24 protein-coding genes are annotated in these 25,152 nt (G+C 70.8%); 16 read left to right on the top strand and 8 right to left on the bottom strand.

Going from position 1 to position 25,152, the window contains the following annotated elements:
* The first annotated feature begins 2 nt into the window (after positions 1-2).
* Both ACTWQR_RS42870 and ACTWQR_RS42865 read left to right on the top strand, forming a co-directional pair.
* Positions 3-983, top strand: coding sequence for an ABC transporter ATP-binding protein (locus ACTWQR_RS42870; RefSeq protein WP_443232701.1), 981 nt, complete (start codon positions 3-5; stop codon positions 981-983).
* Positions 976-2,037 carry an ABC transporter ATP-binding protein gene (locus ACTWQR_RS42865; protein ID WP_443232700.1) on the top strand — a complete coding sequence of 354 codons (1,062 nt, stop codon included), beginning with the start codon at positions 976-978 and terminating at the stop codon, positions 2,035-2,037. Before ACTWQR_RS42870 ends, ACTWQR_RS42865 begins: the two co-directional genes overlap by 8 nt.
* A gap of 159 nt (positions 2,038-2,196) precedes the next feature.
* On the opposite strand, the gene ACTWQR_RS42860 is transcribed toward ACTWQR_RS42865, so the two are convergent.
* Positions 2,197-4,314: a prolyl oligopeptidase family serine peptidase gene (locus ACTWQR_RS42860; RefSeq protein ID WP_443232699.1), complete on the bottom strand. Its 2,118-nt coding sequence runs from the start codon at positions 4,312-4,314 to the stop codon at positions 2,197-2,199.
* Between the two features lie 184 nt (positions 4,315-4,498).
* Between ACTWQR_RS42860 and ACTWQR_RS42855 the strand changes: the two genes are divergently transcribed.
* The 4 genes from ACTWQR_RS42855 (at position 4,499) to ACTWQR_RS42840 (ending at position 8,821) form a co-directional block, all read left to right on the top strand.
* Positions 4,499-4,693 carry a hypothetical protein gene (locus ACTWQR_RS42855; RefSeq protein ID WP_443232698.1) on the top strand — a complete coding sequence of 65 codons (195 nt, stop codon included), beginning with the start codon at positions 4,499-4,501 and terminating at the stop codon, positions 4,691-4,693.
* Between the two features lie 22 nt (positions 4,694-4,715).
* On the top strand, positions 4,716-5,603 hold the full coding sequence (mshB, locus tag ACTWQR_RS42850) for an N-acetyl-1-D-myo-inositol-2-amino-2-deoxy-alpha-D-glucopyranoside deacetylase (protein ID WP_443232697.1): 888 nt from the start codon (positions 4,716-4,718) through the stop codon (positions 5,601-5,603).
* Positions 5,604-5,643: 40 nt separating this feature from the next.
* Positions 5,644-6,069 carry a DUF6113 family protein gene (locus tag ACTWQR_RS42845; protein ID WP_443232696.1) on the top strand — a complete coding sequence of 142 codons (426 nt, stop codon included), beginning with the start codon at positions 5,644-5,646 and terminating at the stop codon, positions 6,067-6,069.
* A gap of 160 nt (positions 6,070-6,229) precedes the next feature.
* On the top strand, positions 6,230-8,821 hold the full coding sequence (locus tag ACTWQR_RS42840; protein WP_443232695.1) for a hypothetical protein: 2,592 nt from the start codon (positions 6,230-6,232) through the stop codon (positions 8,819-8,821).
* Positions 8,822-9,031: 210 nt separating this feature from the next.
* Here the strand turns inward: ACTWQR_RS42840 and ACTWQR_RS42835 are convergent, their stop codons facing one another.
* Together ACTWQR_RS42835 and ACTWQR_RS42830 are read right to left on the bottom strand one after the other, a co-directional pair.
* A complete protein-coding gene (locus ACTWQR_RS42835) occupies positions 9,032-9,883 on the bottom strand; it encodes a transglutaminase family protein (RefSeq protein WP_443232694.1) in 852 nt (283 codons plus the stop codon).
* Between the two features lie 17 nt (positions 9,884-9,900).
* Entirely contained in the window at positions 9,901-11,013 is a 1,113-nt protein-coding gene (locus ACTWQR_RS42830) for a GNAT family N-acetyltransferase (protein WP_443232693.1), read from the bottom strand.
* A 141-nt stretch (positions 11,014-11,154) separates the two neighbouring features.
* Here ACTWQR_RS42830 and fdxA point away from each other — a divergent pair, with 141 nt between their 5' ends.
* Together fdxA and ACTWQR_RS42820 are read left to right on the top strand one after the other, a co-directional pair.
* Complete coding sequence (gene fdxA, locus ACTWQR_RS42825) at positions 11,155-11,475, top strand: ferredoxin (RefSeq protein ID WP_019058397.1); 321 nt, start codon at positions 11,155-11,157, stop codon at positions 11,473-11,475.
* A gap of 125 nt (positions 11,476-11,600) precedes the next feature.
* Positions 11,601-12,695 carry a bifunctional succinyldiaminopimelate transaminase/glutamate-prephenate aminotransferase gene (locus ACTWQR_RS42820; RefSeq protein WP_443232692.1) on the top strand — a complete coding sequence of 365 codons (1,095 nt, stop codon included), beginning with the start codon at positions 11,601-11,603 and terminating at the stop codon, positions 12,693-12,695.
* Between the two features lie 72 nt (positions 12,696-12,767).
* Here the strand turns inward: ACTWQR_RS42820 and ACTWQR_RS42815 are convergent, their stop codons facing one another.
* Together ACTWQR_RS42815 and ACTWQR_RS42810 are read right to left on the bottom strand one after the other, a co-directional pair.
* Positions 12,768-13,178 (bottom strand): ATP-binding protein, encoded by a 411-nt coding sequence (locus ACTWQR_RS42815; RefSeq protein WP_443232691.1) that lies wholly within the window; start codon positions 13,176-13,178, stop codon positions 12,768-12,770.
* 379 nt (positions 13,179-13,557) lie between these two features.
* Positions 13,558-14,556 carry a heavy metal transporter gene (locus ACTWQR_RS42810; protein ID WP_443232690.1) on the bottom strand — a complete coding sequence of 333 codons (999 nt, stop codon included), beginning with the start codon at positions 14,554-14,556 and terminating at the stop codon, positions 13,558-13,560.
* A 160-nt stretch (positions 14,557-14,716) separates the two neighbouring features.
* Here ACTWQR_RS42810 and dapE point away from each other — a divergent pair, with 160 nt between their 5' ends.
* Both dapE and ACTWQR_RS42800 read left to right on the top strand, forming a co-directional pair.
* The gene (gene dapE, locus ACTWQR_RS42805; protein ID WP_443232689.1) at positions 14,717-15,796 is read left to right on the top strand and encodes a succinyl-diaminopimelate desuccinylase; all 1,080 of its coding nucleotides are present in this window, start codon (positions 14,717-14,719) and stop codon (positions 15,794-15,796) included.
* 134 nt (positions 15,797-15,930) lie between these two features.
* Complete coding sequence (locus ACTWQR_RS42800; RefSeq protein WP_443232688.1) at positions 15,931-16,689, top strand: TIGR00730 family Rossman fold protein; 759 nt, start codon at positions 15,931-15,933, stop codon at positions 16,687-16,689.
* Positions 16,690-16,821: 132 nt separating this feature from the next.
* On the opposite strand, the gene folP is transcribed toward ACTWQR_RS42800, so the two are convergent.
* Positions 16,822-17,682 (bottom strand): dihydropteroate synthase, encoded by an 861-nt coding sequence (gene folP / locus ACTWQR_RS42795; RefSeq protein WP_443232687.1) that lies wholly within the window; start codon positions 17,680-17,682, stop codon positions 16,822-16,824.
* A 149-nt stretch (positions 17,683-17,831) separates the two neighbouring features.
* Between folP and ACTWQR_RS42790 the strand changes: the two genes are divergently transcribed.
* Both ACTWQR_RS42790 and ACTWQR_RS42785 read left to right on the top strand, forming a co-directional pair.
* Positions 17,832-18,182 carry a DivIVA domain-containing protein gene (locus ACTWQR_RS42790; protein ID WP_443232686.1) on the top strand — a complete coding sequence of 117 codons (351 nt, stop codon included), beginning with the start codon at positions 17,832-17,834 and terminating at the stop codon, positions 18,180-18,182.
* On the top strand, positions 18,179-18,757 hold the full coding sequence (locus ACTWQR_RS42785; RefSeq protein ID WP_443232685.1) for a DNA-3-methyladenine glycosylase I: 579 nt from the start codon (positions 18,179-18,181) through the stop codon (positions 18,755-18,757). The genes ACTWQR_RS42790 and ACTWQR_RS42785 overlap by 4 nt, the downstream gene beginning before the upstream one ends.
* A 170-nt stretch (positions 18,758-18,927) precedes the next feature.
* Here the strand turns inward: ACTWQR_RS42785 and ACTWQR_RS42780 are convergent, their stop codons facing one another.
* Positions 18,928-19,743, bottom strand: a complete 816-nt coding sequence (locus ACTWQR_RS42780; RefSeq protein WP_443232684.1) for an enoyl-CoA hydratase/isomerase family protein — start codon at positions 19,741-19,743, stop codon at positions 18,928-18,930.
* A gap of 361 nt (positions 19,744-20,104) precedes the next feature.
* Here ACTWQR_RS42780 and ACTWQR_RS42775 point away from each other — a divergent pair, with 361 nt between their 5' ends.
* Positions 20,105-20,272, top strand: coding sequence for a DUF3117 domain-containing protein (locus tag ACTWQR_RS42775; protein WP_003966491.1), 168 nt, complete (start codon positions 20,105-20,107; stop codon positions 20,270-20,272).
* 120 nt (positions 20,273-20,392) lie between these two features.
* Here ACTWQR_RS42775 and ACTWQR_RS42770 read toward each other — a convergent pair whose 3' ends face one another.
* Positions 20,393-21,091 (bottom strand): O-methyltransferase, encoded by a 699-nt coding sequence (locus tag ACTWQR_RS42770; protein WP_443232711.1) that lies wholly within the window; start codon positions 21,089-21,091, stop codon positions 20,393-20,395.
* 215 nt (positions 21,092-21,306) lie between these two features.
* On the opposite strand from ACTWQR_RS42770, the gene sigE reads away from it, so the two are divergent.
* The 3 genes from sigE (at position 21,307) to ACTWQR_RS42755 (ending at position 24,917) form a co-directional block, all read left to right on the top strand.
* Entirely contained in the window at positions 21,307-22,008 is a 702-nt protein-coding gene (gene sigE, locus ACTWQR_RS42765; protein ID WP_443232683.1) for an RNA polymerase sigma factor SigE, read from the top strand.
* Positions 22,005-22,958, top strand: coding sequence for an anti-sigma factor family protein (locus ACTWQR_RS42760; RefSeq protein ID WP_443232682.1), 954 nt, complete (start codon positions 22,005-22,007; stop codon positions 22,956-22,958). The genes sigE and ACTWQR_RS42760 overlap by 4 nt, the downstream gene beginning before the upstream one ends.
* Positions 22,959-23,099: 141 nt before the next feature.
* Complete coding sequence (locus tag ACTWQR_RS42755) at positions 23,100-24,917, top strand: S1C family serine protease (RefSeq protein WP_443232681.1); 1,818 nt, start codon at positions 23,100-23,102, stop codon at positions 24,915-24,917.
* Positions 24,918-25,152 lie beyond the last annotated feature (235 nt).

The raw sequence follows: 25,152 nt of genomic DNA, 5'->3' as shown, positions 1-25,152 counted from the left end.
ACGTGCTGCTCGAAGTGCGCGATCTGCACGTGGAGTTCAGGACCAGGGACGGGGTCGCCAAGGCCGTCAACGGGGTCACGTACAGCGTGGACGAGGGCGAGACGCTCGCCGTGCTCGGCGAGTCGGGGTCCGGCAAGTCCGTGACCGCGCAGGCCGTGATGGGCATCCTCGACATGCCGCCCGGGAGGATCACCGCGGGCGAGATCCTCTTCCAGGGCCAGGACCTCCTGAAGTTCGGGGAGGAGGAGCGGAGGAAGGTCCGCGGCGCCGGGATGGCGATGATCTTCCAGGACGCGCTCAGCTCCCTGAACCCCGTCCTGTCCGTCGGCGCCCAGCTCGGCGAGATGTTCACCGTCCACCAGGGCATGTCGAGGAAGGACGCCAGGGCGAAGGCGATCGAGCTGATGGACCGCGTGCGCATCCCGGCCGCGGCCGCCCGGGTCGGCGACTATCCCCACCAGTTCTCCGGCGGCATGCGCCAGCGCATCATGATCGCCATGGCGATGGCCCTGGAACCCGCCCTGATCATCGCCGACGAGCCCACCACCGCACTCGACGTCACCGTCCAGGCCCAGGTCATGGACCTGCTCGCCGAGTTGCGGCGCGAGCTCGACATGGGGCTCATCCTCATCACGCACGACCTGGGAGTCGTCGCGGACGTCGCCGACAGGATCGCCGTGATGTACGCGGGCCGGATCGTCGAGTCGGCCCCGGTCCACGACATCTACAAGGCACCGGCGCATCCCTACACGAAGGGGCTCCTGGAGTCGATCCCGCGGCTCGACCAGAAGGGCCAGGAGCTGTACGCCATCAAGGGCCTGCCGCCGAACCTGACGCACATCCCGCCGGGCTGTGCCTTCAACCCGCGCTGCCCCCTGGCCCAGGACGTGTGCCGCACCCACGTGCCCCCGCTGTACGAGGTCGAGGTCTCCGGCGAACGCGGGAGCGCGTGCCACTTCTGGCGGGAGTGCCTCAATGGCTGAGCCACTCCTCCAGGTGCGCGGCCTGGTCAAGCACTATCCGCTCACCCAGGGCATCCTCTTCAAGAAGCAGGTCGGCGCGGTCAGGGCCGTCGACGGCGTCGACTTCGAGCTCGGCGCGGGGGAGACCCTCGGCATCGTCGGGGAATCCGGCTGCGGCAAGTCGACGGTCGCCAGGATGCTGGTCAACCTGGAGAGGCCGACCGCGGGCGAGATCAGGTACAACGGCGAGGACATCACCAGACTCTCCGGCCGCGCCCTGAAGGCCGTACGCCGCAACATCCAGATGGTCTTCCAGGACCCGTACACCTCGCTCAACCCCCGGATGACCGTCGGCGACATCATCGGAGAACCGTACGAGATCCACCCCGAGGTCGCGCCGAAGGGCGACCGGCGCCGGAAGGTCCAGGACCTGCTGGACGTGGTCGGGCTCAACCCGGAGTACATCAACCGCTATCCGCACCAGTTCTCCGGCGGCCAGCGCCAACGCATCGGCATCGCGAGAGGGCTGGCGCTGCGGCCGGAGATCATCGTCGCGGACGAACCGGTGTCGGCCCTCGACGTGTCGGTGCAGGCCCAGGTCATCAACCTGATGGACAAGCTGCAGAGCGAGTTCGATCTCTCGTACGTCTTCATCGCGCACGACCTGTCGATCGTGCGGCACATCTCCGACCGGGTCGGCGTGATGTACCTCGGGCGGATCGTGGAGGCCGGCAGGGACGCCGAGATCTACGACCATCCGACGCATCCCTATACACAGGCACTGCTGTCCGCCGTGCCCGTCCCGGACCCGGAGGCCCGCGAGCACCGGGAACGGATCATCCTCTTCGGCGACGTGCCCTCACCGGCGAACGTCCCCTCCGGCTGCCGCTTCCGCACCCGCTGCTGGAAGGCCCGGGACCGATGCGCGCTGGAGGTACCGCTGCTCGCGGTGCCCGCGGAGTTCCGGTTCGAGGCCGGTCCGGCCGCCCATGACTCGGCGTGCCACTTCGCGGAGGAGAAACAGGTGGTTCCACCCGAAGAGCCCACCGACGAGCCGACAGACGGGCTGAAATAGGATGAAAAAAGCGCATCAACTTCGTTAACACGCAGGCAACTTCACCGACCCGATACCGATATACGGACGCGTCACTCTCTACAACGTACGGCCGTGCGGGTGCCGTAGACCGGCCGGGGCGCGCCATGTCTCCCCGGCCGGTCGCACGTTCGCGTCCCGTCAGACGATGCCCAGCGAGCGCTTCAGGAAGTCCACCTGAAGCAGCAGCAGGTTCTCGGCGACCTGCTCCTGCGGAGTCATGTGCGTGACCCCCGAGAGCGGCAGCACCTCGTGCGGGCGGCCGGCGGCCAGCAGCGCGGAGGACAGCCGCAGGGAGTGCGCGACCACCACGTTGTCGTCGGCGAGGCCGTGCACGATCATCATCGGGCGCGCGGGCTCGACGGCGCCCACCAGGCCGTTGTCATCGATCAGTGAATTCGCGGCGTACACGTCGGGCCGGCTGTTCGGATCGCCCAGGTAGCGCTCCGTGTAGTGGGTGTCGTACAGCCGCTGGTCGGTGACCGGCGCGCCCACCACACCCGCGTGGAAGACGTCCGGGCGGCGCAGCACCGCGAGCCCCGCGAGATAGCCGCCGAACGACCAGCCGCGAATGGCGACCCGGCTCAGGTCCAGCGGGAAGCGCTCGGCGAGCGCCCGGAGCGCGTGGACCTGGTCGTCGAGGACGACCGCCGCCATGTCGTCCTTGATCGCCTTCTCCCAGGCGGGGGAGCGGCCCGGCATGCCCCGCCCGTCCGCGACGACCACCGCGAAGCCCTGGTCGGCGAACCACTGCGAGGTCAGATACGGGTTGTGCGCGGCCAGCACGCGCTGGCCGTGCGGCCCGCCGTACGGGTCCATCAGGACCGGCAGCGGACCGTCCGTGTAGCCGGTGGGGAGCAGAACGGCGCACGGCACGCGGCGCTCGCCCGCCTCCGTGAGCGTCACGCGCGGGCGCAGACCGGGGTGTTCGGCGTACGAGGCCACGGTCGCCACCCTCTTGCCGTCCCGCAGCACCTGCACCTGGGCGCCCGGCAGGTCGGGCACCGCCGAGACGAGCACCGTCACTCCGCCCGCGCGCACCGCCGAGTGCACCCCGGGCTCCTGCGAAATCCGTTCCATACCAAGGTCGTTGACCCGGTAGACGTGCACCTCACCGGTCTCCGGGACGGCCGCCTCCTCGCCCGCGGACGCGGAGACCAGCACGTCGTCGTCCGACACGTCGAGCACCGCACGCACATGCAACTGCGCTCCGGTCAGCGGGCGTTCACCCACCGCGAGCACGCGCGCCCCGCCCTCGTCGGTGATCCGCACAAGCTGTCCGCTGGGACTCCAGCTCGGTACCCCGGGGAAAAGATCAAGCCATTGTGGATCTTCGTCGGCGTGCACCATCCGGGTCACGCCGGTGTCCGGGTCCACGGCCAGGTAGAGCTGGCTCGCCTGGTCCCGCGCCTGCACGAGGAGAAGCGGCGCTCCGGCGGCTGACCAGTGCACTCGTGCCAGATACGGGTAGCGCGCCCGGTCCCAGACGACCTCCGTGCGCACCCCGTCGAGGTCGACGACGAAGAGCCGTACGTCCGCGTTGTCCGTCCCGGCCGCCGGGTACGCGACCTGCTGCGGGTCACGTTCCGGATGCGCGGGATCGGCGATCCACCAGCGGCGTACGGGAGCGTCGTCGGCGCGTGCGACCAGCAGCCGGTCCGAGTCCGGCGACCACCAGAAGCCGCGTGAACGGCCCATCTCCTCCATCGCGATGAACTCGGCGAGTCCATAGGTGACCGTGTCGGATTCGGGCTGCGCGAGTGCCCGATCGTCCTCGCCCTCGGCGCCGACGACACGCAGGGCGCCTCCGGATACGTATGCGACGAGCCGTCCGTCGGGGGCCGGGCGTGGGTCGAGGACCGGCCCCGGGACGGTCAGTTCACGTGCCGTGCCCGCCCGCAGCTCCGCTGTGAAAAGCCGCCCCGACAAGGCGAAGGAGGCCAGCTCAACGGCCGTGTCGGTGGCGTAGCCGACGATGCCCGCCCCGCCCTCGCGGCTGCGCTCGCGCCGGGCCCGTTCCGCGGCGGACAGCCGCTCCGAGGTACCTCCGAGCAGGGCCTGTGGATCGGCTGCCAGACGCTCCTCGCCGTTCGCCACGTCGAGGACCCACAGCTTGTTCGCCCGGTCCGTGCCGGAACCGGACCGCAGGAACGTGACGCGGGAATCGTCGGGCGCCACGGTGAACGCCCGGGGCGCCCCGAGCGTGAAGCGCAGGGTGCGCGCCTGCCGGCGCGGAAAGGAGAGAGGCTCGATCGTCATGCCTCGACCATATTGGCCATGCGCCCCCTTGTGCGGCCGTGCGCCGATCAATGCGCAGGTACGAATAGTTATGATCACTAGCGCTGCGTGGGTATCAACCTGCTGGCCCGCTGTATGGATTTACTGCCCCCACAATCCAACCCCCCGACCCCCATGTCCCTGGGATCCTTGGAGGTGAGCCGCCGTGGCACTCTCGATTTCGGCGGTGGTGCTGCTGGCGATCATCGTCTTCATCCTGATCAAGAAATCAGGGTTGAAGGCGCCTCACGCCATCGTCTGCGTTCTGTTCGGCTTCTACCTGGCCAGCTCGACGATGGCCCCCACGATCAACGAGGTGACCACGAACATCGCGGACATGGTCGGAGGCATCAAGTTCTGACCTGCCTCGTAGGGTGGGGTCCATGACGGAACCGCCCTCCCGGCGTCTCCTCCTGGTGCACGCGCACCCGGACGACGAGGCGATCAACAATGGCACGACCATGGCCCGGTACGCGGCCGAGGGCGCCCATGTCACGCTCGTGACCTGCACGCTGGGCGAGCAGGGCGAGGTCATCCCGCCCGAGCTCGCCCACCTGACGGGCGAGGCCCTCGGAGCCCATCGCCTGCGGGAACTCGGCGCGGCGACGCGCGAGGTCGGTGTGCACGACTTCCGCTCCCTCGGCGGCGCCGGACGGCACCAGGACTCCGGGATGATGGGCCTCTCCGAGAACGACAACCCGCGCTGCTTCTGGCGGGCCGACGTCGACGAGGCCGCCGCGGACCTCGTCCAGGTGATCCGCGAGGTACGCCCTCAGGTGCTCGTCACCTACGACCCGAACGGCGGCTACGGCCACCCGGATCACATCCAGGCCCACCGCGTCGCGATGCGCGCCGCCGACCTGGCCGCGGATCCCGGCTACCGCACGGACCTCGGCGAACCGTGGACGATCACGAAGATCTACTGGAACCGCGTGCCGCGCTCCGTCGCCGAAGAGGGCTTCGCCCGCCTGGAGGACGTACTCGACGAACTGCCGTTCCCCGCCTCCGCCGCGGTCGGCGACGTACCGGGGGTCGTGGACGACTCCCTGATCACCACGGAGATCGACGGCACCGCCTTCGCCGCCGCCAAGGCCGCCGCGATGCGGGCGCACGCCACGCAGATCGAGGTCGCCGAGCCGTGGTTCGCGCTCTCCAACCAGCTCGCGCAGCCTCTTTTCTTCGTGGAGTACTACGAGTTGGTGCGAGGAGAGCGCAACGAGGCGCGTGAGACGGACCTGTTCGCGGGGATCGCTGAGGAGGATGTCCGTTGAGTCCTGGTGGATGTCTGATGCGTATTGAGGTGCATGTCTGATGAGTACGACCAACAGGCCGGGCGCGGGAAGCATGCTCGCTCAGCCGCCGGTACCGCCCTCGGCCGGGCGGATCGCCGTGTACCTGGGGCTCTTTGTGCTCGGCGCGGTGGTCGGGGCGGCCGGTGGGCTGGTCCAATCGGGTTGGTTCCCGGGCGGGTTGGTGCTCGCGTTGGCCGGCGCGGCCGGGCTCTTCCTGGGCGGTGCGCGGGCGACCGGCAGCCGGGCCGGGGCGGTGGCGCCCGCGGCCGGGTGGATGATTGCCGTCGTGCTGCTCACCGCGAGCCGCCCCGAGGGCGACTTCCTCTTCGCCGCAGGAGCCGGCTCCTACCTCTTCCTGCTCGGTGGAATGGCTGTGGCTGTGATGTGCGCCACCCTTGGCCGGGGGCGGCAACCGGGTGGCTTCGCCGCCCGACTTGGCAAGTGACGTACCACTTCGCCACCGCGCGCAGGTGCGAGTCCGGTGTGGGTTTCTCCGACGGCCGGAAGATGCGTGCGACAAGTGGCCAGTATGGTGGTGCGCGCCGCCGAGCCGCCCGAATCGAGGTCGAGTAAACGGGCGGTGGAGCCAACCGGGAGAACCTGCCTTGAGTCGTGAAACTGACAGTTCGTCCTCCGGGCCCAACGGGCGCGGCGGAACCGCATACCCGTCGGGGACTCCGCCGTACGGAACCCCCGCGGTGTCCGACAACGGCACCGACGCGGGGCATTCCGCCGGTGACCGGCCGGAGGCGCCCAAGACCGAGACCACGCTGACGACGCGGATCCGGATCAACATCCCCGGATCGCGGCCCATTCCGCCGGTCGTCGTGCGCACCCCTGTCGCGGGCGCGGAGCCCTCCGACGGGACAAGTGCGTCCGGACCGGAGGCGACGGAGCCCGGGCCGGGTGCCGGTGCGGGCGGGCCTGCGAACACGGACACCCCGTCCTCCGGCGTGCCCGCCGCTCCCACCGGTGAGCGGACGAGCGACTGGTTCGCGCCACGCAAGGCCGGTTCGCCCAAGGGCGGTCCGGGTGGTGGCGGCACCAACGGGGCCGGACTGCCCGGCGGTTCGGGTACGCAGGGCTCGGGGACGAGCGCCGGTGCGGGAGTTGGCGCGGGCGGGCCCGGTGCGGGTTCCGGACCCGGCGCCGGCGGCGGGCGCCACGGGGGTTCCGGTGCGCGCCCGGGTGGCGCGAAGGGTTCCGGTGCGGCGCCTCGGCACGGCAGTTCCACGGGCAGCGGCTCGGGTGGTGCGCGGCCCGGCGGTACGAACGGGGCCGGGATGCCCGGCGCGGGCGCGGGCGGTACCGGTCCTGTGTCGCCCGGACACGGGGGTGGCACCGGTTCCTTCGACGTGTCCGGGGCGCTGGCGGCGGGGCCGCTGGGCACCGGGTCGTATCCGACGCCGAATGCCGGCTCGGGCGACGGTGGCGGTGAGCCGCGGCGCGACGGACTTCCGTACTTCTCCGACGGCGTCCAGGGCGGACCGGGCGGACCTTCGGGCCCGACCAGTGGTCCGGTCATGGGCGACGGGCCGCTTACGGCGCCCGGCGGTGCGGGTGGCCCGGGTGGCCCGGGCGGACTGGGTGTCTCCGGTGGGCCAGGTGGTCCTGGCGGACCCGGCGTGCCTGGCGGACATGGTGGGCCTGGTGGGCCTGGCGGACCCGGCGTGCCTGGCGGACACGGTGGGCCTGGTGGGCCTCGCGGACCCGGCGGTCCCGGCGGTGGGCGTATCCCCGGTGTTCAGAACGGTCCGGGTTTTCCCGGCGGCCAGGGTGACCCGGGTGGTTCGGGCTTCCCCGGCGGTCAGAACGGGTCTGCTTTCCCCGGTGGCCCCGGTGGCCCCGGTGGCCCCGGAGGACCTGGCGCCCCCGGAGGGTATGGCGCTCCCGGAAGGCCTGGCGGCCCCGGTGCTCCGGACGGATCGGGCTTCCCCGGCGGCAAGGGCGCGCAGAACGGCTCCGCCTTCTCCGGCGCCCCCGGCGCTCCCGGTGGCGGCATGAGCGACGACACCGCGATCCTCACCCCTCAGAAGCCCGCGCCCGAGCCCGGTACGCCGGGCTACGGCGGCGCAGGTGAGAACGTCTCCGGACACACCCTGACCAGCGGCATCCCTGTCGTACCCGCCGGCCCGAACTCACCGTTCGGACCGGGCGCGCACACCGACGGCCCGCTGCCGCACCAGCCCCCGAAGCTGCCCGACCCGGTCTCGCCTGCCGCGCCCGCCGCGGCCCGGCCGAAGAAGAAGGGGCGCAACAAGCTGGTGCTCCTGACCGCCGGCGTGGTGGCCCTGGGCGGTATCGCGTACGGCGCCGGGCTGCTCATGAACCGCTCCGACGTGCCCCAGGGCACCACCGTGCTCGGCGTCGACATCGGCGGCGGCACCCGTGACGAGGCGGTCAAGAAGCTCGACGACGCCTTCGAGGAGCGTGCGGCCAAGTCGCTCCAGCTCTCGGTGGACGGCGACACCGTCGCGCTCAGGCCGGACCAGGCCGGGCTCCAGCTCGACAGCCAGGCCACGGTGCGGGCGGCGGCGGGCAGCGACTACAACCCCGTCTCGGTGATCGGCTCGCTCTTCGGCAACCACCGTGTCGTCGAACCGGACATGCCCGTCGACGAGGAGAAGCTGCAGGCCGCCCTGGAGGACGCGGCGGGCGGCTCGGGCTCGGCGACCGAAGGCACGATCAAGTTCCAGTCGGGCAAGGCCGTCGCCGTGTACGGCAAGGCGGGCCAGGGCATCGACATCGGCCAGTCGACTGAGGCCGTGACGGCGGCGTACCGCGCGCAGGTGGAGACCGGGAAGACCACTCCCGTGAAGGTTCCCACCAAGACGCAGGAGCCCAAGGTCACCAAGGCCGAGGTCGACCGGATGATGAAGGCGTTCGCGGAGCCGGCGATGTCGGGCCGCGTGACGATCATGGCGGGCGGGTTGGAGCTCCTGTACCTCACTCCGGAGAATTCCCTGTGGAAGTTCCTCGGTGTGAAGGCGAATGCCCAGGGCAAGCTCGTGGAGTACTACGACACTGCCGCGCTGAAGAAGGTGTACGGCGGCGCCTTCGACGGCGTACTGATCACCCGCGGCAACGGCAAGAAGACCGCCGTGACCCCACAGGACGTGGTCGGCGCGATGCGTCCGGCGTTGCTCGGCAAGACGGCGGCGGAGCGGGTTGGCGTGATCGAGACGAACCCGAGCTGAGCGCTGGGCGCTCAGCTGGGTTCGGTGGGTGCTCCAGTTCGGTGGGTGGCTGCGGGCCGGTTGCGCAGTTCCCCGCGCCCCCAAAATGGGCGCCTCAGGCCTGTTTTTGCTGCGGGGTGGTGGGGGCTGGTCGCGCAGTTCCCCGCGCCCCTGACGGGCGCTCCTGACGGGCGCCCCTGACAGGGCGCCTCGCCGGTGCCGGAAGCGCGGTCAGTTGAGCATGGCCCGGGCCGCCTGTGCCTGCCGCCTCACCTGGTCCGCCGCCGGTGCGTCCACGGCGGCCACGATCTCCGCGTACGCCTCCAGTTCCGTGGCGCCGGTGAGGAAGTCACCCCGCTGGACGAGGAGTTGGGCTCGCTCGTAGCGGAGGCGGGCGGCGTGGGACGGGAGCAGGAGGGAAAGGTCGACGGCCCAGAGGGCGACGTCGGAGCGCTCGGGGCGGGCGGCGGCCCAGGCGCGGATGTTGTTGAGGATGCGCAGGACGACGTCGAGCGGGTCGGCGGGCGAGAGCATCGACGGGTCGAGGGGCGCGCCGGTGGCGCCGGCCACCAGCAGCTCCGTGTCGGTGCCGGTCAGAACGCGGCCGCCGTCGAACGGATCGACGAGAACCTGCTCCTCCGGAGGCCCGAAGCCGACCACGAAGTGCCCGGGCAGGGCGACGCCGTACACCGGTGCCCCGGCCCGTCGGGCGACCTCCATCCACACCACCGAGAGCAGGATGGGCAGCCCGCGGCGGCGCCGCAGCACCTCGTGGAGCAGCGAGGACTCCAGACGCTGGTAGTCGCCGGGCGTACCCCGGAACCGGCAGCGGCCACCGAGGTGCTCGGCGAGCGCCGTGGCCCAGGACCGCGGCCCGCCGGGCCGGAACGGCAGCTCCCCGGCCAGCCGGTCCAGCTCGATCTGCGCCTCGTCCATGCCCGTCTCGTCGAGCGCCTCGTCCGCCTGCGCCCCGACCAGCAAGCACAGCGTGGACAGATCGGGCCGCTCGGCCCGCGCCTCGTCACCGAACCGCCGCCGCCACTCGGCGCTCCGCTCCGGACCGGGAGGATGAGGAGGACGCATAGCTGGCTCGTGCCCTTTCACGCCGATCGATACCGCTCTGTGGCCGTGCCACCGTTTCCGCCGCCGTCGGGCGCCGTCGGCTGCCGGTAGTGGTGGTACGCGTGATGCGCCGCGAAACCCATGCCCGCGTACAGCGCCCGTGCCCCCGCGTTGTCGGCCTCCACCTGGAGCCACGCCGCTGAGGCGCCCTCGGCCAAGGCCTGGCGGGCCAGGGCCGTCATGACCGTGGTGGCCAGGCCCTGGCGGCGCAGTGACGGATCGACCTCCACCGCGGCGAAGCCGGCCCAGCGGCCGTCGATCACGCAGCGACCGATCGCCGCGGGTATGCCCGGCTCGGCGCCCGGCACGGTCGCGAACCACACCGAGGGGCCTCCCCCACTCTCGGCTTCTCCCCCACTCTCGGCTTCGCTCGAGCGGGGGGACCCCCGTCCCAGCACCTTCAGGGCCACCTCGCTCACGCCCTTGCGCTGGTAGCGGCCGAGCCACGCCTCGTCGGGCTCGCGGGAGAGCAGGACCGGCCGGTCCTGCTCCGGGTCCGCGAGGTCACCGATCGGCGCCAGCGCGCCGATCCACAGCTCGGCGGTCACCTCACGCACCCAACCGCGCGCCTCCAGCTCCGCGCACAGCAGCTCCTGCGCACCCTCGGCCCCGGTCGCGGTCTGGACGTACGCGGGCAGCCCCCGGGCCGCGTACCACTTCCGGATCAGCGACAGCGCCTCGTCCAGCGGTACGCCGGGATCTCCGAGTGGCAGCACCGAGTTGGCGCGTCGCGTGAACCCGGCGGCGGCCCGCAGCTCCCACTCGCCGAGCCGCTCCCGCTCCACCGGCTGCCAGGCCCGCGCGGCGACCCGCGCCAGCTCCTCGTACGAGGCCGCCGGGCCCCGCCGCCGGGTCGGCGCGGCCGGTACTACCTTGCCCGCCACCAGCGTCGATTCCGGAATCCGGACGCTCTCCCCGGACCGGCGTGTGATCGCCAGCACACCGTCGTCCCATGATGTGAGAACGCCAACCGTGTCGGTGAACTTCTCACCCTGAGGAGCGTGTTCGTCCAGCTGCCGCACCGAGACGCGTTTTCCCACGTCAGCAGGGGTAACACGGACTTCGAACCGGATACGCGCAGAGAATTCCACAGCTCAGTCCAACCCTCCTGTTCGGATCATGCCCAAGAACGGAGATACTAGGTGCGGGCATCGACGACGCCGCGCTCCCGCGCGCCAGGTGGCGGAGCCTGAAGACGGCTCGCCAGCGCCCTATCGAGGAGGAACGACAGCGTGACCTACGTCATCGCGCAGCCTTGTGTCGACGTCAAGGACAAGGCGTGCATCGAGGAGTGCCCGGTCGACTGCATCTACGAGGGCTCCCGGTCCTTGTACATCCACCCGGACGAATGCGTCGACTGTGGAGCCTGCGAGCCGGTCTGCCCGGTCGAGGCGATCTTCTACGAAGACGACACTCCTGAGGAGTGGAAGGACTACTACAAGGCGAACGTCGAGTTCTTCGATGAGCTCGGTTCGCCCGGCGGCGCCAGCAAGCTGGGACTGATCGAGCGTGACCACCCCTTCGTCGCAGCTCTGCCGCCGCAGAACCAGTAAGCGGTACGTACGAGAGTGCGCCGCCTCGGTCCCGTACGGCACCGCCGCCGTACGGGACCGAGGCGTTTGCCGTACGCGCCCCACGTACGTCCGTACGGTCCGTACGAGAAAGTGAGCCAGAACCCGTGTCCGCAGTTTCCGACCGGCTTCCCACCTTTCCCTGGGACAAGCTGGAGCCCTTCAAGGCGACGGCCGCCGCTCACCCGGGTGGCATCGTCGACCTGTCCGTCGGCACCCCGGTCGACCCGGTGCCCGAGCTGATCCAGAAAGCGCTGGTCGCGGCCGCCGACTCGCCCGGCTATCCCACGGTGTGGGGCACGCCGGAGCTGCGGGACGCGCTGGTGGGCTGGTGCGAGCGGAGACTGGGCGCGCGGGACTTCACCCACCGCAACGTGCTGCCGGTCGTCGGTTCCAAGGAGCTGGTGGCCTGGCTGCCGACCCAGCTGGGCCTCGGCCCCGGCGACAAGGTCGCTTACCCGAGGCTCGCGTACCCGACGTACGAGGTCGGCGCCCGCCTGGCTCGCGCGGAATCCGTGGCGTACGAGGACCCCACGGAGTTGGACCCCGAGGGCCTGAGGCTCCTGTGGCTGAACTCCCCGTCCAACCCCACGGGCCGCGTCCTGTCCCAGCAGGAGCTCACCCGGATCGTCGCCTGGGCCCGCGAGCACGGCATCCTCGTCTTCTCCGACGAGTGCTACATCGAGCTGGGCTGGGAGGCCGACCCGGTCTCGGTGCTGCACCCCGAGGTGTGCGGCGGCTCGTCCGAGGGGATCGTGTCGGTCCACTCGCTCTCGAAGCGGTCGAACCTGGCGGGCTACCGTGCCGCGTTCCTGGCTGGTGACTCCGTGGTGCTGGGGGACCTCCTCCAGATCCGCAAGCACGGCGGCATGATGACGTCCGCACCGACCCAGGCCGCCGCGGCCGCCGCCCTCGGCGACGACACCCACGTCCACGAACAGCGCGAACGCTACGCCGCCCGCCGCACCGCCCTCCGCGCCGCTCTGCTGAAGCACGGCTTCCGCATCGAGCACAGCGAGGCGAGCCTGTACCTCTGGGCGACCCGCGACGAGTCCTGCTGGGACACGGTGGCGCACTTGGCCGCGTTGGGGATCCTGGTGGCACCGGGCGACTTCTACGGCCCGGCGGGAGACCGCTTCGTACGCGTGGCACTGACGGCGACGGACGAGCGGGTGGCGGAGGCAGTGAAGCGCCTGTCCTGAGTCACGAACTCCCGACACGGCGAAGGGGTCCAGGGAAGCTCCCTGGACCCCTTCGCCGTACAGCCCTGGTGACTAGGCGAGCGGCAGCCCGTTCACCGGCAGCTGCTGGGTCGGCAGGCCACTGCCGGTCGCCGACCCCGCGGTGTCACCGAGCACGGAACCCGCGGTCCCGGCGACGTCCCCGGCGGTCTTCTGCGCGGCGGGCGTCGCGGTCTTCACGGCCTTGCCGCCCGTCTTGCCCGCGTTCGGCACGGCCTTCTTGACGGCCTTGCTGCCGGTGTTGCCGACGAGGTCGGTGGCGTTCTGCGTGGCACCCTCGACGGTGGTGCCCGCGCTGTCCAGCGCGGACAGCCCGCCGAGGTCGGGGGCAGCCGGCAGTTGGGGCGCCGCGCTGGCGGAGCCGGCCGCACCGACCCCGGCAGCCGCTCCCGCTGCGACGAGCAGCGCGGCACGGGCGATCCGGCGGGTCAGGGGGAGGGACATGATGCTCCTTAGACGGAAGAGAAAGATGAAGTGTCCGACCGCGCCCGGCAGTTGACCGACTGGATGTCGGCCGGCTGCCGATCGACCGGCTGTCGACCGGCTGTTGATCGACTGGCTGTTGATCGTTCCGGGCTCGGACGCAGTGACTACCGCTCGAAGCCCGCGAAGGTTGCGGTGGCCCAACGTAAAGAGTTGGCAATGCGTCGCATTATCGGCTGCGGAGAAACCCGGGCAAAGAACGCCCGGTGAGAAAGTCTGCTGAATCCTTACGGCCCTTTGTTCCCAAGGGATTCACGGGAAACGAGGGACGCCGGAGGAAAACCCGCGTGCCCCGTCGACATGGCACGCCGGGAGTGCCCCCAACGGGTGATGACTCGTACTACTGCCCGGTCACGATTCGGACCTCGCCGGTGGAGTTCTCGGAGTCCTGGGACGCTCCGGAGTTGCCGGCGGCCCCGGAGTTCCGCGCGCCCGAGCCCTCCGTCCGCCACTCGCTCTGGGTCCTCCCGGCCGTCCACACCCGGCCCGCGTAGGCGACCCGCTCGACGTGCAGGGCGGACGAGTTGGCCACGGCCCAGTGCGCCAGGGCCCAGCCGCGCCGCAGCTGCCCGCCCTCGGCGGCCGGGGTCTTCGGGACGGGGACGGTCACGGTGCGCTTGCTGCCGGAGCCGCTCGTCCCGGTGGGCGCGGCCGACGGCGTGGCACCCACCTCCGCGGCGGCTTCCTGGAAGGCGTCGCGCCCGAAGTCCCGTACGAGCGAGGCGCGCACCGCGTCCGGGCCGCCGGGCCGCATGTCGCGGCGCCCCTCGCAGGTGAACGTGGCGGCCGCGCGTCCGGTCAGCGCCGCGGCCAGCAGCGTGGCGTCCGGTTCGTGCTTCGCGTACGCCTCCGGAAAGCCGCTGCGCTGCACGCTCTGCGCGGCGACGGTGAGGGGCAGCCGCGAGTAGTCCGGAACCTTGGCCAGCTGCTCGTAGAACTCGCCCGCCGCGTACCTCGGATCACTGATCTGCCGCGCGGTGCCCCAGCCCTGCGAGGGCCGCTGCTGGAACAGGCCCAGCGAATCCCGGTCGCCGTGGCCGATGTTGCGCAGGCCGGACTCCTGGAGCGCCGTCGCCAGGGCGATGGTGACGGCCCGCTCGGGCATGCCCCGGTTGGTGCCGACCGCCGAGATCGTCGCCGCGTTCACCGCCTGCTCCGCCGTGAATTCGTACGACACTCCGTCGCCCTTGTCGGAGACGACTCTGCACTTCGGCTCTCCCTTGCTCCCGGTGAGGTACTGCACCGTGAGATAGCCCGCGAGGGCAAGCAAAACCGTGAGGGCCGCTCCGAAGCGGAGCAGGCGGCCACGGTGTGAGGAAGAGGGGGACGGCTCTGGCACGGGATACACGTTACTGGAGGGTACTGTGAATGATCTGTGGGTTTGTGGAAAAACAATTGGGCCCTCGATATCAGGGTCATTATCAGGTCACTGACAAAGCCCGTCCGCGGCCTCAGGCCGCCGACCGGGACCTGCCGCCCGGCGCGTTAGGGTCGACGGCATGGCCGACACCCCCCTTGACCTCACTCTGGACGCCGCCCGGCTCACCGCGCAGCTCGTCGACTTCCCCTCGGAGAGCGGCAACGAGAAGCCCCTCGCGGACGCCGTCGAGTCCGCGCTGCGCGCCCTGCCGCACCTGACGGTCGACCGCTACGGCAACAACGTCGTCGCGCGTACGAATCTGGGGCGGGCCGAGCGCGTGATCCTGGCCGGGCACATCGACACGGTCCCCATCGCGGACAACGTGCCGTCGAGGCTGGACGAGGACGGCGTGCTGTGGGGCTGTGGCACCTGCGACATGAAGGCGGGCGTCGCGGTCCAGCTGCGTGTCGCGGCCACCGTCCCGGCTCCCAATCGCGACCTCACGTTCGTCTTCTACGACAACGAAGAGGTCGCCGCACACCTGAACGGTCTGAAGCATGTGTCCGAGGCCCATCCCGACTGGCTGGAGGGCGATTTCGCGGTCCTCCTGGAGCCGTCGGACGGCCAGGTCGAGGGCGGCTGCCAGGGGACGCTCCGGGTGCTGCTGAAGACGAAGGGCGAGCGGGCGCACTCGGCGCGCAGCTGGATGGGGTCCAACGCCATCCACGCGGCCGCCCCGATCCTCGCCCGCCTCGCCTCGTACGAGCCGCGCTACCCGGTCATCGACGGGCTGGAGTACCGCGAGGGCCTGAACGCCGTCGGTATCTCGGGAGGGGTGGCGGGCAACGTCATCCCCGACGAGTGCGTGGTGACCGTCAACTTCCGTTACGCGCCCGACCGCAGCGAGGAGGAGGCCCTGGCCCACGTCCACGAGGTCTTCGCCGACTGCGGTGTCGACGAGTTCGTCGTCGACGACCACAGCGGCGCGGCCCTCCCCGGCCTGTCCCACCCCGCGGCCGCCGCGTTCATCAAGGCGGTCGGCGGCATTCCGCAGCCCAAGTACGGCTGGACGGACGTCTCCCGTTTCAGCGCGCTCGGCGTCCCCGCGGTCAACTATGGTCCCGGTAACCCGCATTTGGCTCACAAGCGGGACGAAAGGGTCGAAACGGCGAAGGTCCTGGCGGGCGAGGAACGGCTGCGGGCCTGGCTGACCGCCTGAGCCTGTCCGAACCCGTCTGGTCCCGTGCGAGGCGTACCTGACGGCGGTTCATGGCGGACATGCCCGCGTCCCCCCTCCGTAACCCGCGTAGATCTACGCTGGGGTGGAACGACCCGCAAGCGGAGGGAGCGGACATGGCTACTGGCAACCCGGAGGGCAAGAAGCGGCCGCCGGAGGAGCAGCGGCTGGGCCCTGTGCTGCGCAGGCGAGGGCAGGTGCAGGCGAGTACGACGGACCAGCGTCTGCTGGACGCCGGCGGGCCGTCGGACTGGGTGCACACCGATCCCTGGCGGGTGCTGCGCATCCAGTCGGAGTTCATCGAGGGCTTCGGCACGCTCGCCGAACTCCCGCCCGCGATCAGCGTCTTCGGCTCGGCCCGTACGCCTGAGGGGTCTCTCGAGTACGAGGCGGGGGTCAAGCTCGGGCGCGGACTGGTCGAGGCCGGGTTCGCGGTGATCACGGGTGGCGGTCCGGGCGCGATGGAGGCGGCCAACAAGGGCGCGTGCGAGGCGAAGGGCATCTCGGTCGGTCTGGGCATCGAGCTGCCCTTCGAGCAGGGGCTCAACCCCTACGTCGACATCGGTCTCAACTTCCGCTACTTCTTCGTCCGCAAGATGATGTTCGTCAAGTACGCGCAGGGGTTCGTGGTGCTCCCCGGCGGCCTCGGCACCCTCGACGAACTCTTCGAGGCCCTCACCCTCGTCCAGACCCAGAAGGTCACCCGCTTCCCGATCGTCCTCTTCGGTACGGAGTACTGGGGCGGCCTGGTCGACTGGCTCAAGAACACGCTCATCGCCCAGGGGAAGGCGTCCGAGAAGGACCTGCTGCTGTTCCACCTGACGGATGACGTGGATGAGGCGGTGGCGTTGGTGTCGAAGGAGGCCGGGAGGTAGACGGGGGGTCTTCGCCCCCGTTTCAGCCCGTCCCGCGTTTGAGGACGAGGCCGTCCAGGCCGAGAAAAGGGGGTCTGGGGGGCGCAACCCCCAGGGGACGGGACGGTATGTGCGGCGGGGGCGAAAGACGCTCTACGCCAGCCCCCGCCGAGCAACAGCCGGCGCCCGGTGCCCAGCGATCGACGCCACCATGTCCAGCACCTGCCGGGTCTCCGCGACCTCATGCACGCGATACACCCGCGCCCCCAGCCACGCCGAGACGGCAGTCGTCGCCAGCGTCCCCACCACCCGCTCCTTGACCGGCTTGTCGAGGGTCTCGCCCACGAAGTCCTTGTTGGAGAGAGAGACCAGCACGGGCCACCCCGTCTCGACCATCTCACCCAGCCGGCGCGTGGCTTCCAGACTGTGCCGCGTGTTCTTCCCGAAGTCGTGCCCCGGATCGATGAGTACGGAATCCCGAGCCACCCCGAGCGACACGGCCCGCTCGGCCAGCGCGAGCGTCACGCGCAGGATGTCGCCCATGACGTCGTCGTAAGCGACCCGATGAGGCCGCGTACGAGGCTGCGTACCGCCCGCGTGCGTGCACACCAGCCCCACCCCGTACCGCCCGGCGACCTCCGCGAGCCGAGGATCGACGCCGCCCCACGCGTCGTTGAGTACGTCGGCCCCCGCCTCGCAGACGGCTTCACCGACGTCGTGCCGCCAGGTGTCGACGCTGATGATCACGTCCGGAAAGCGCCGCCGCACCTCGGCGACGAAGCCGACGGTCCGCCGCGCCTCCTCCTCGGCGGTCACCTCCTCACCGGGACCGGCCTTGACCCCGCCGATGTCGACGATGGCGGCTCCCTCCGCCACCGCCTGCTCCACGCGCGCGAGGGCGGGCTCGTCGCGGAACGTGGCCCCCTGGTCGTAGAAGGAGTCAGGGGTCCGGTTCACGATCGCCATGATCACCGGCTCGTGCGCGTCGAATTCGCGCCTGCCCAGCCTGAGCATCCCCTGTGACCTCTCCCAGTAGTTCTCAGCGGTTGTCGCCGTTCCGCCGCCTGCGACCCTAACTGTCAGAGTCGCATGGCACGATCGGAGCCTGACACTTTCCGCGCCGACGCCTCCCGCGTCGGCATCAGAGCGTGGGGACCTCAGCGATGTTCATGTTCTTGTTCCTGGTCGTCGCCCTCGTCGTCGTGGTCGGCGCGGTGACCCTTTCCGTGGTGGGCGGCAGTGAGGGCGGAGCCCTCCCCGAGGTACCGCCGGAGCGCCTCCAGGACTCCCTGCCGCCGGACCGCCCCGTGCACCGCGGAGACGTGGAGACGCTGCGTTTCCCGCTGGCACTCCGCGGCTACCGCATGGCCGACGTGGACGACGCCCTGGGCCGCCTCGGTGCCGAGCTGTCCGAGCGGGACGCCCGGATCGCCGACCTGGAGGATGCGCTGGCCGGGGCCCGAGCGGCCCAGGCAACCTCGTTGCGGAAGCCCTCGGAGGAGGACCACCGGTGAGCGACGCTCTGCGGGGCCCCGACGGCGCCCTGCGCTGCCCCTGGGCCCTGTCGACCGAGGACTACGTGGCGTACCACGACGAGGAGTGGGGCCGCCCGGTCCACGGTGATGACGCGCTGTACGAGCGGCTGTGCCTGGAGGCCTTCCAGTCGGGCCTGTCCTGGATCACGATCCTGCGCCGCCGCGACGGCTTCCGTACCGCCTTCGCCGACTTCAAGATCGCCGCCGTGGCGGCCTTCACGGACGAGGACGAGGCACGGCTCCTCGCCGATCCGGGCATCATCCGCAACCGCGCCAAGATCGCGGCGACGGTCGCCAACGCACGCGTGCTGGCCGACTGGGCGCCGGGCGAGCTGGACGAGCTGATCTGGTCGTACGCGCCGGACGCGGCGTCCCGCCCCGCTCCGAAGGCCCTCATAGAGGTCCCGGCGGTCACGGACGAGTCGACGGCCCTCTCCAAGACACTGAAGAAACGCGGCATTCGCTTCGTGGGCCCGACGACGGCGTACGCCCTGATGCAGGCGTGCGGCCTGGTAAACGACCACTTGCAGGACTGTGTGGCCAGGGTCCGCTGAGGCGCCCCTCTAGGGGCGCGGGGCTGTGACGTATGCCGCTCCGCCGCGATGGGGGTCCCCCGCTCATGGGGGTCCCCCCGCTCGAGCGAAGCCGAGAGTGGGGGAGCGACCGCCACAACCGGCCCGCAGCTTACGAACCGAGCCTCCGAACCGCCGAATCCAGCGAAGCGTCACCGCCCCAAATACTTCGGCTTCTCCTTGTTGACGAAGGCCTGCACCGCGATCGTGTGGTCCTCTGAGGCCCCCGCCCGCGTCTGCAACTCGTCCTCCTTCTCCAGCGTCTCGTCCAGCGAATGCGACAGCGCGTAGGCAAGGGACTCCTTGAGCGCCGCATACGCCAGAGTCGGCCCCTCGGCCAGCGCACGGGCCACCTTCACCGCCTCGGCGGCGAGGTCGGCAGAGGGCACCACACGATTGGCCATCCCCAGCTCGTACGCCTCCTGGGCGCTGATGCTCCGCGGAAAGAGCAGCAGATCTGCTGCGCGAGAGGGACCGACGACCCGGGGCAGCGTCCAGGAGATCCCGGAGTCGGCGGTCAGTGCGACGCCGGCGAAGGAGGTGTTGAAGGCGGCCGTGTCGGCGACGACGCGGTAGTCGGCGGCGAGCGCGAAGCCGAAGCCCGCCCCGGCCGCGACGCCGTTGACCGCCGCCACCACCGGCTTCGCCGCCCCGGTCAGGGCCCGCACGATCGGGTTGTAGTGCTCCTGGACCGTGCTCATGACGCCTCCACCCGAGCCACCCGAGCCCGACTCGCGCGCCGCGAGCAGCCCGCCGATGTGCTCCTTGAGGTCCTGGCCCACACAGAACGCCCGGTCACCGGCGGCGGTGAGCAGCACGGCCCGTACGGCGCCGTCCGCCGCGGCCGCCTGTGCCGCGTCCCGGAAGGCGACCTTGGTCTCGGTGTTCATCGCGTTCATCGCCTCGGGGCGGTTCAGCGTGATCGTCGCGAGTCCGTCGCTCACCTCGTAGAGCACGGTGTCGGCCATGGTGGGTCCCCTCCGGTGTCGCGGCTCCGTCGTACCCCTCGGTACGTCCTCGTCTGAGGACAGCATGGCGGAGATCACGAGGAGCGGCTGGGTTCGGACATGTGAGCTGGGTCAAAGAATTCCGGCGCCCAAAAGTCGATGCGGCGGCGCAGTATCGCAGTCACACCGCCGAATTGAGTGGTTTTGCTCAAGCGCGTTGCGCAAGCGATGCCGACTGATGTTGGTCATCGGGTCCTGAGATGCGGGATAATGGCCTGGAAGCAATGTGTTCGATGCCGGTGACGCGTGTCCGACGTGCGGACGCGTGCCCTTCGACGGGGCCGTCGGCGACGATGAGCTGGTTTCAGGAAGGGGAACGAGCATGGCGGCCATGAAGCCGCGGACGGGCGATGGCCCGCTCGAGGTGACCAAGGAGGGGCGGGGCATCGTCATGCGCGTTCCGCTCGAGGGCGGCGGTCGACTCGTCGTCGAGCTGACCCCCGACGAAGCTGACGCGCTGGGCGACGCCCTCAAGAAGGTCGTCGGCTGACGCGCAAGCGACCATACCTTTCACTGCCCCGGCACCGTGCTTCGGTGTCGGGGCAGCGGTGTTCCAGGGGTACGTCGGTGACGTACCCCTGGTTATGTGTCCAGGTCAGCGGGGTGTGGCTCAGCGTTTGACGGCGCACAGCAGGCCGTCACCGACCGGCAGTAACGAGGGCACCAGATCCTGGCTCTCGCGGATCGTGCGCAACAGCTCGCGCAGCCGCAGGACCTCTGTGGGCTGTGGGCCCGACTCCACTGTCCGGCCGTTGGCGAAGACACCCTCGAATACGACGAGGCCGCCGGGCCGCAGCAGGCGCAACGATTCAGCGAGATAGTCCAGGGACTCCAGACGGTCGCCGTCGCAGAAGACGAGGTCGTATCCGGCGTCCGCGAGCCGGGGCAGTACGTCCAGTGCGCGACCCGGAATGAAGCGGGCCCGGTTGCTGGCGAAGCCGGACGCGCGGAAGGCCTGCCGGGCGAACTGCTGGTGCTCCGGCTCCGGATCCACGGTCGTCAGTACACCGTCCGGCCGCATGCCGTGCAACAGATGAATTCCGGAGACTCCGGTTCCGGTCCCGATCTCCGCGACCGCCTTGGCGTCCACGGTGGCGGCAAGCAACCGCAGCGCGTGGCCAGTGCCGGGTGACACCGAGCGCAGCCCTGCCTCCCGGGCCCGCTCCCGGGCCCAGTGCAGTGCGTCGTCCTCGGCGACAAAGGCGTCGGCGAACGCCCAGCTCGTCAGCCGGTTGCCGGTAATGACCCTCTCCTGTCCCCGTGGTTGCCTGGGCGTGACTGTATCCGTTGCCGCCGGGAACCCGCAGATGGGACCAGGCGTTTAGAGGGGGTGGGGAACTACGCGGGGGGAAGCGGATGGATCAGGACGCCGAGCAAGTGCTGACGCAGCCATATGAGCGCGTATCAAATTCCCGTAAAACCGCTTATCCGGAGCTAACGGGCGAGGTGGCTATGGTAGGGGCTCCACTGGACACCACCAGAGCCGACAGGGGAGGTGCGGCTGCGCCTGTGGATCGGGGAGGGGTGCTTCGGCGCCTGCTCAGATCGGCGGGTGAGCCGAAATCCGTGAACAACACCGCTGACCGTTACCACACTGCTGGCTCCGCTCAGACTGCCACCTTCACGTCCGACGCGGACTCGCAGACGTGGACTCCGCCCACCTGGGAGGAGATCGTCAGCACGCACAGCGGCCGGGTCTACCGGCTCGCCTACCGCCTGACGGGCAACCAGCACGACGCCGAGGACCTGACCCAGGAAGTCTTCGTCCGGGTCTTCCGCTCCCTGTCGACCTACACGCCGGGCACTTTCGAGGGCTGGCTGCACCGCATCACCACGAACCTGTTCCTGGACATGGTGCGCCGCAAGCAGCGCATCCGCTTCGACGCGCTCGGTGACGACGCGGCCGAGCGGCTGCCCAGCCGCGAGCCGTCCCCGCAGCAGGTCTTCAACGACACGCACTTCGACGCGGACGTCCAGCAGGCGCTGGACACCCTCGCGCCCGAGTTCCGCGCCGCGGTCGTCCTCTGCGACATCGAGGGACTTTCGTACGAGGAGATCGCCGCGACCCTGGGCGTGAAGCTCGGCACGGTCCGCAGCCGCATCCACCGCGGCCGCTCCCAGCTGCGCAAGGCCCTTGCCCACCGCTCGCCCGAGGCCCGCAAGGAGCGCCGCGGTTTCGCGGTCACCGGAGTGCCCGCTCTGGGAGGAGGGGGCGCGAGCGCGTGAGTGGATCACGGCTGAATCCTGCCGATCGGCCCCTTGCCGAGCAGCATCTCGGAGACCGGCTCTCCGCCCTGGTGGACGGCGAGCTCGGCCATGAGGCGCGCGAGCGCGTCCTGGCCCACCTCGCCACGTGCGCGAAGTGCAAGTCCGAGGCCGACGAGCAGCGACGACTGAAGAACGTGTTCGCGGAGGTCGCCCCGCCGCCCCCCTCGGAGAGCTTCCTGGCCCGTCTCCAGGGCCTCCCCGGGGGAGGTGACTCGGACGGCGACGGCTCGCCGCTGGGCGGGGGAGGGTTCGGAGCCTCCGGAGTCTTCGGCATGAAGCCGGACTCCTTCGGTTACGTGCCGTCGGGTCCGCATGCCACCGTGCTGCCCTCGGAGCAGCGCGGGTTCCGTATCCATGACATGAGCCGACGTGAGGCCGAGCGGTCGGCCTCACGGGGACTGCGTTTCGCGGCCGCCGCGGCCGGCGCCGTGTCGCTCGCCGCGATCGCCCTCGGCGGGGTGGCGACCGGCGGTGCGCCGACCGACACCACGGACGCGCGAGGCGGATCCGGGTCCGGCAGCAATGTGACACCGATGCGCGCCCAGGGCGCGGGCGGTGCGACCGCGCCCGAATCACAGCGCCGCCGATCCGTCGGGCCGCTGCTCGCGCAGGGCCAGCGCTCCTTCACCGGTGAGGGAGGCGCGCAGACCGAGATGTCCGCGCCGTTGCTGCCCGGGCCCGGGGTGCCCCAGCTCGCCGATGAGCACGGCGCGCGGTCGCTGCATGCGCTGACCACCCCGATGATGGCCGGTGCCGCCGCCGTGTCCCCGCTCATACGTCCCCTCACCACCGACGCACAGGTCGCGCTGACCGCGTGGTCGCCCGTGTCGGAGTTCGGGACGTCCGGGTCGCCGAGCGTCCCGCCCCACGACTCGTCCACCTCACCTTCGCCTTCCTCCTCCGGCTGAACGGCCCGCTGCGCGGCGGCCCGTGAACCTGGTTGAATCCAGGGATGGGCCGCGCCCGCCGGAGGGACCCCGGGTGCGGAGTCGACAAACCGCGGTGACCGCCGATGTGCTGGGCCGCCGCGGGTCAGGTGTGGGGAGAGCATGGACGAGGGGAAGCCCACGAAGCCGAAGTGGTGGAGCCGGCCTCGGACCCACGCGCCGGATTCCGCTCCGACGGGTTCTGATTCCGTGGGTTCCGAGTCCACGGGTTCCGATTCCGCAGGTTCTGATTCCGCGGGTTCGGATTCCAGAGGTTCCGCCATGGACGGGTTTCGCGGGCGCGCGATGGAGGGGGACTTCGAGCTGGCGAAGCCTGCCGGTGCCGGTGCCGGTGTCGGCCCCGGTGCTGTTGCCGGTTCGGCCGGAGAGCAGGTGGCGGGGGAAATGAGCGGCGGCGTGAGTGTGCCCGGAGAGCGGGCCAGGCCGCTGCATGATCCGGATCCGTACAGCACGCCGCCGTACGGCGGGCCCGGGCCCTGGGCTCCCGCGCCGCCGGTGCAGCATCCGGGGGCGACTCCCGCGCGCGGTACGGCTGTTCCTGCCGTGACTCCGCCGCAGGGCGGTGCCGCCGGAGGCGGGCCCGAGGCCGCTGCCGCGCAGGGTGCCCCCAGCACGGTGATGCCTCTTGGGTATGAGCCGGCGGTGATCCCCGCCCACGGCGCCGCCGGCCAGGGTGCCGCCGCTCAGCACACTCCCGCTCAGCACACTCCCGCGCCGAACGTTCCGGCGCCCTGGCAGCACTACGACCCCTGGGCCGCCGCCCCCCTCCAGCAGAACGGGGCCGCCGTCGAGACCCAGAGCGGGCGGCGCAAGCGGACCAAGACGGCACTGGTGCTCGCGGCCGTGCTCCTCGCGCTCGTGTCCGGAGGCGTCGGAGGGGCCGTAGGGGCGTATCTGGAGCGGAACGGCGGGCTCGACGACGTGGAGCTGCCGCAGGCCGGTACGGAGGCCAAGGGGCGGGCGTCGGACAGCGTGGCCGGGATAGCGGCCAGCGCCCTGCCCAGCGTGGTGACCCTTCATGTGCGCGGCTCGGAGGCGCAGGGCACCGGCACCGGCTTCGTCCTCGACGAGCGCGGCCACATCCTCACCAACAACCACGTCGTCGAGCCGGCGGGCGGCAGCGGCGAGATATCCGTGACCTTCAGCGGCGGCGAGACCGCCAAGGCCAAGGTCGTGGGCCGCGACAGCGGTTACGACCTCGCCGTCGTGAAGGTGACCGGCGTCAGCGGCCTCAAGGCCCTGCCACTCGGCAACTCCGACAACGTCCAGGTCGGCGACCCCGTCGTGGCCATCGGTGCCCCCTTCGACCTCGAGAACACCGTCACCGCCGGCATCATCAGCGCCAAGGAGCGCCCCATCACGGCGGGTGGCGAGGAAGGCGACGGCAGCGACATCTCGTACGTGGACGCGTTGCAGACGGACGCCCCGATAAACCCCGGCAACTCCGGCGGCCCTCTGGTCGACTCCAAGGCCCGCGTCATCGGCATCAACAGCGCCATACGTTCCGCGGACAGCGGCTCCGACCTGGAGGGCGGGCAGTCCGGTTCGATCGGCCTGGGCTTCGCCATCCCCATCAACCAGGGCAAGCGCGTCGCCGAGGAGCTCATCAACACCGGCAAGGCCACCCACCCGGTGATCGGCGTGACGCTCGACATGGACTACACGGGCGACGGCGCCCGCGTCGGCGCCAAGGGCAACGACGGCGGCCCGCCGGTCAACCAGGGCGGCCCCGGCGACCGGGCGGGCATCGAGGCCGGCGACGTCATCACCGAGGTCGACGGGCAGCGCGTGCACTCCGGCGAGGAACTCATCGTCAAGATCCGCGCCCACCGCCCCGGCGACCGGCTGGAGCTGACCCTGGAGCGCGACGGCAAGGAGCGGAAGGTCACCCTCGTCCTCGGCTCCGCCGACGGCGACTGACAGAGGCTCTACGGCTGACAGAAGCATTACGACCGACAGAAGCATTACGACTGACAAGAACCCCCACGACCGACAGAACCGCCATAACTGACAGAAACGTCACAGGTGGCGGGCCGAACCCAGCCCCCACTAGGCAAACATCCCGGAAAACCAGGCGTGTACACGTAGTCGGAGGGCCCGGGACAGTACCGGACAGACAGGAACGCCGGGTACCGTGGACCCGGCCCGGACCACG

The sequence above is a fragment of the Streptomyces sp. 2A115 genome (assembly GCF_052245575.1).
In the GTDB taxonomy this organism is placed as follows: Bacteria; Actinomycetota; Actinomycetes; order Streptomycetales; family Streptomycetaceae; genus Streptomyces.
Note: the sequence above shows the minus strand (reverse complement) of the source record. Positions and strands in the feature narration are given on the sequence as shown.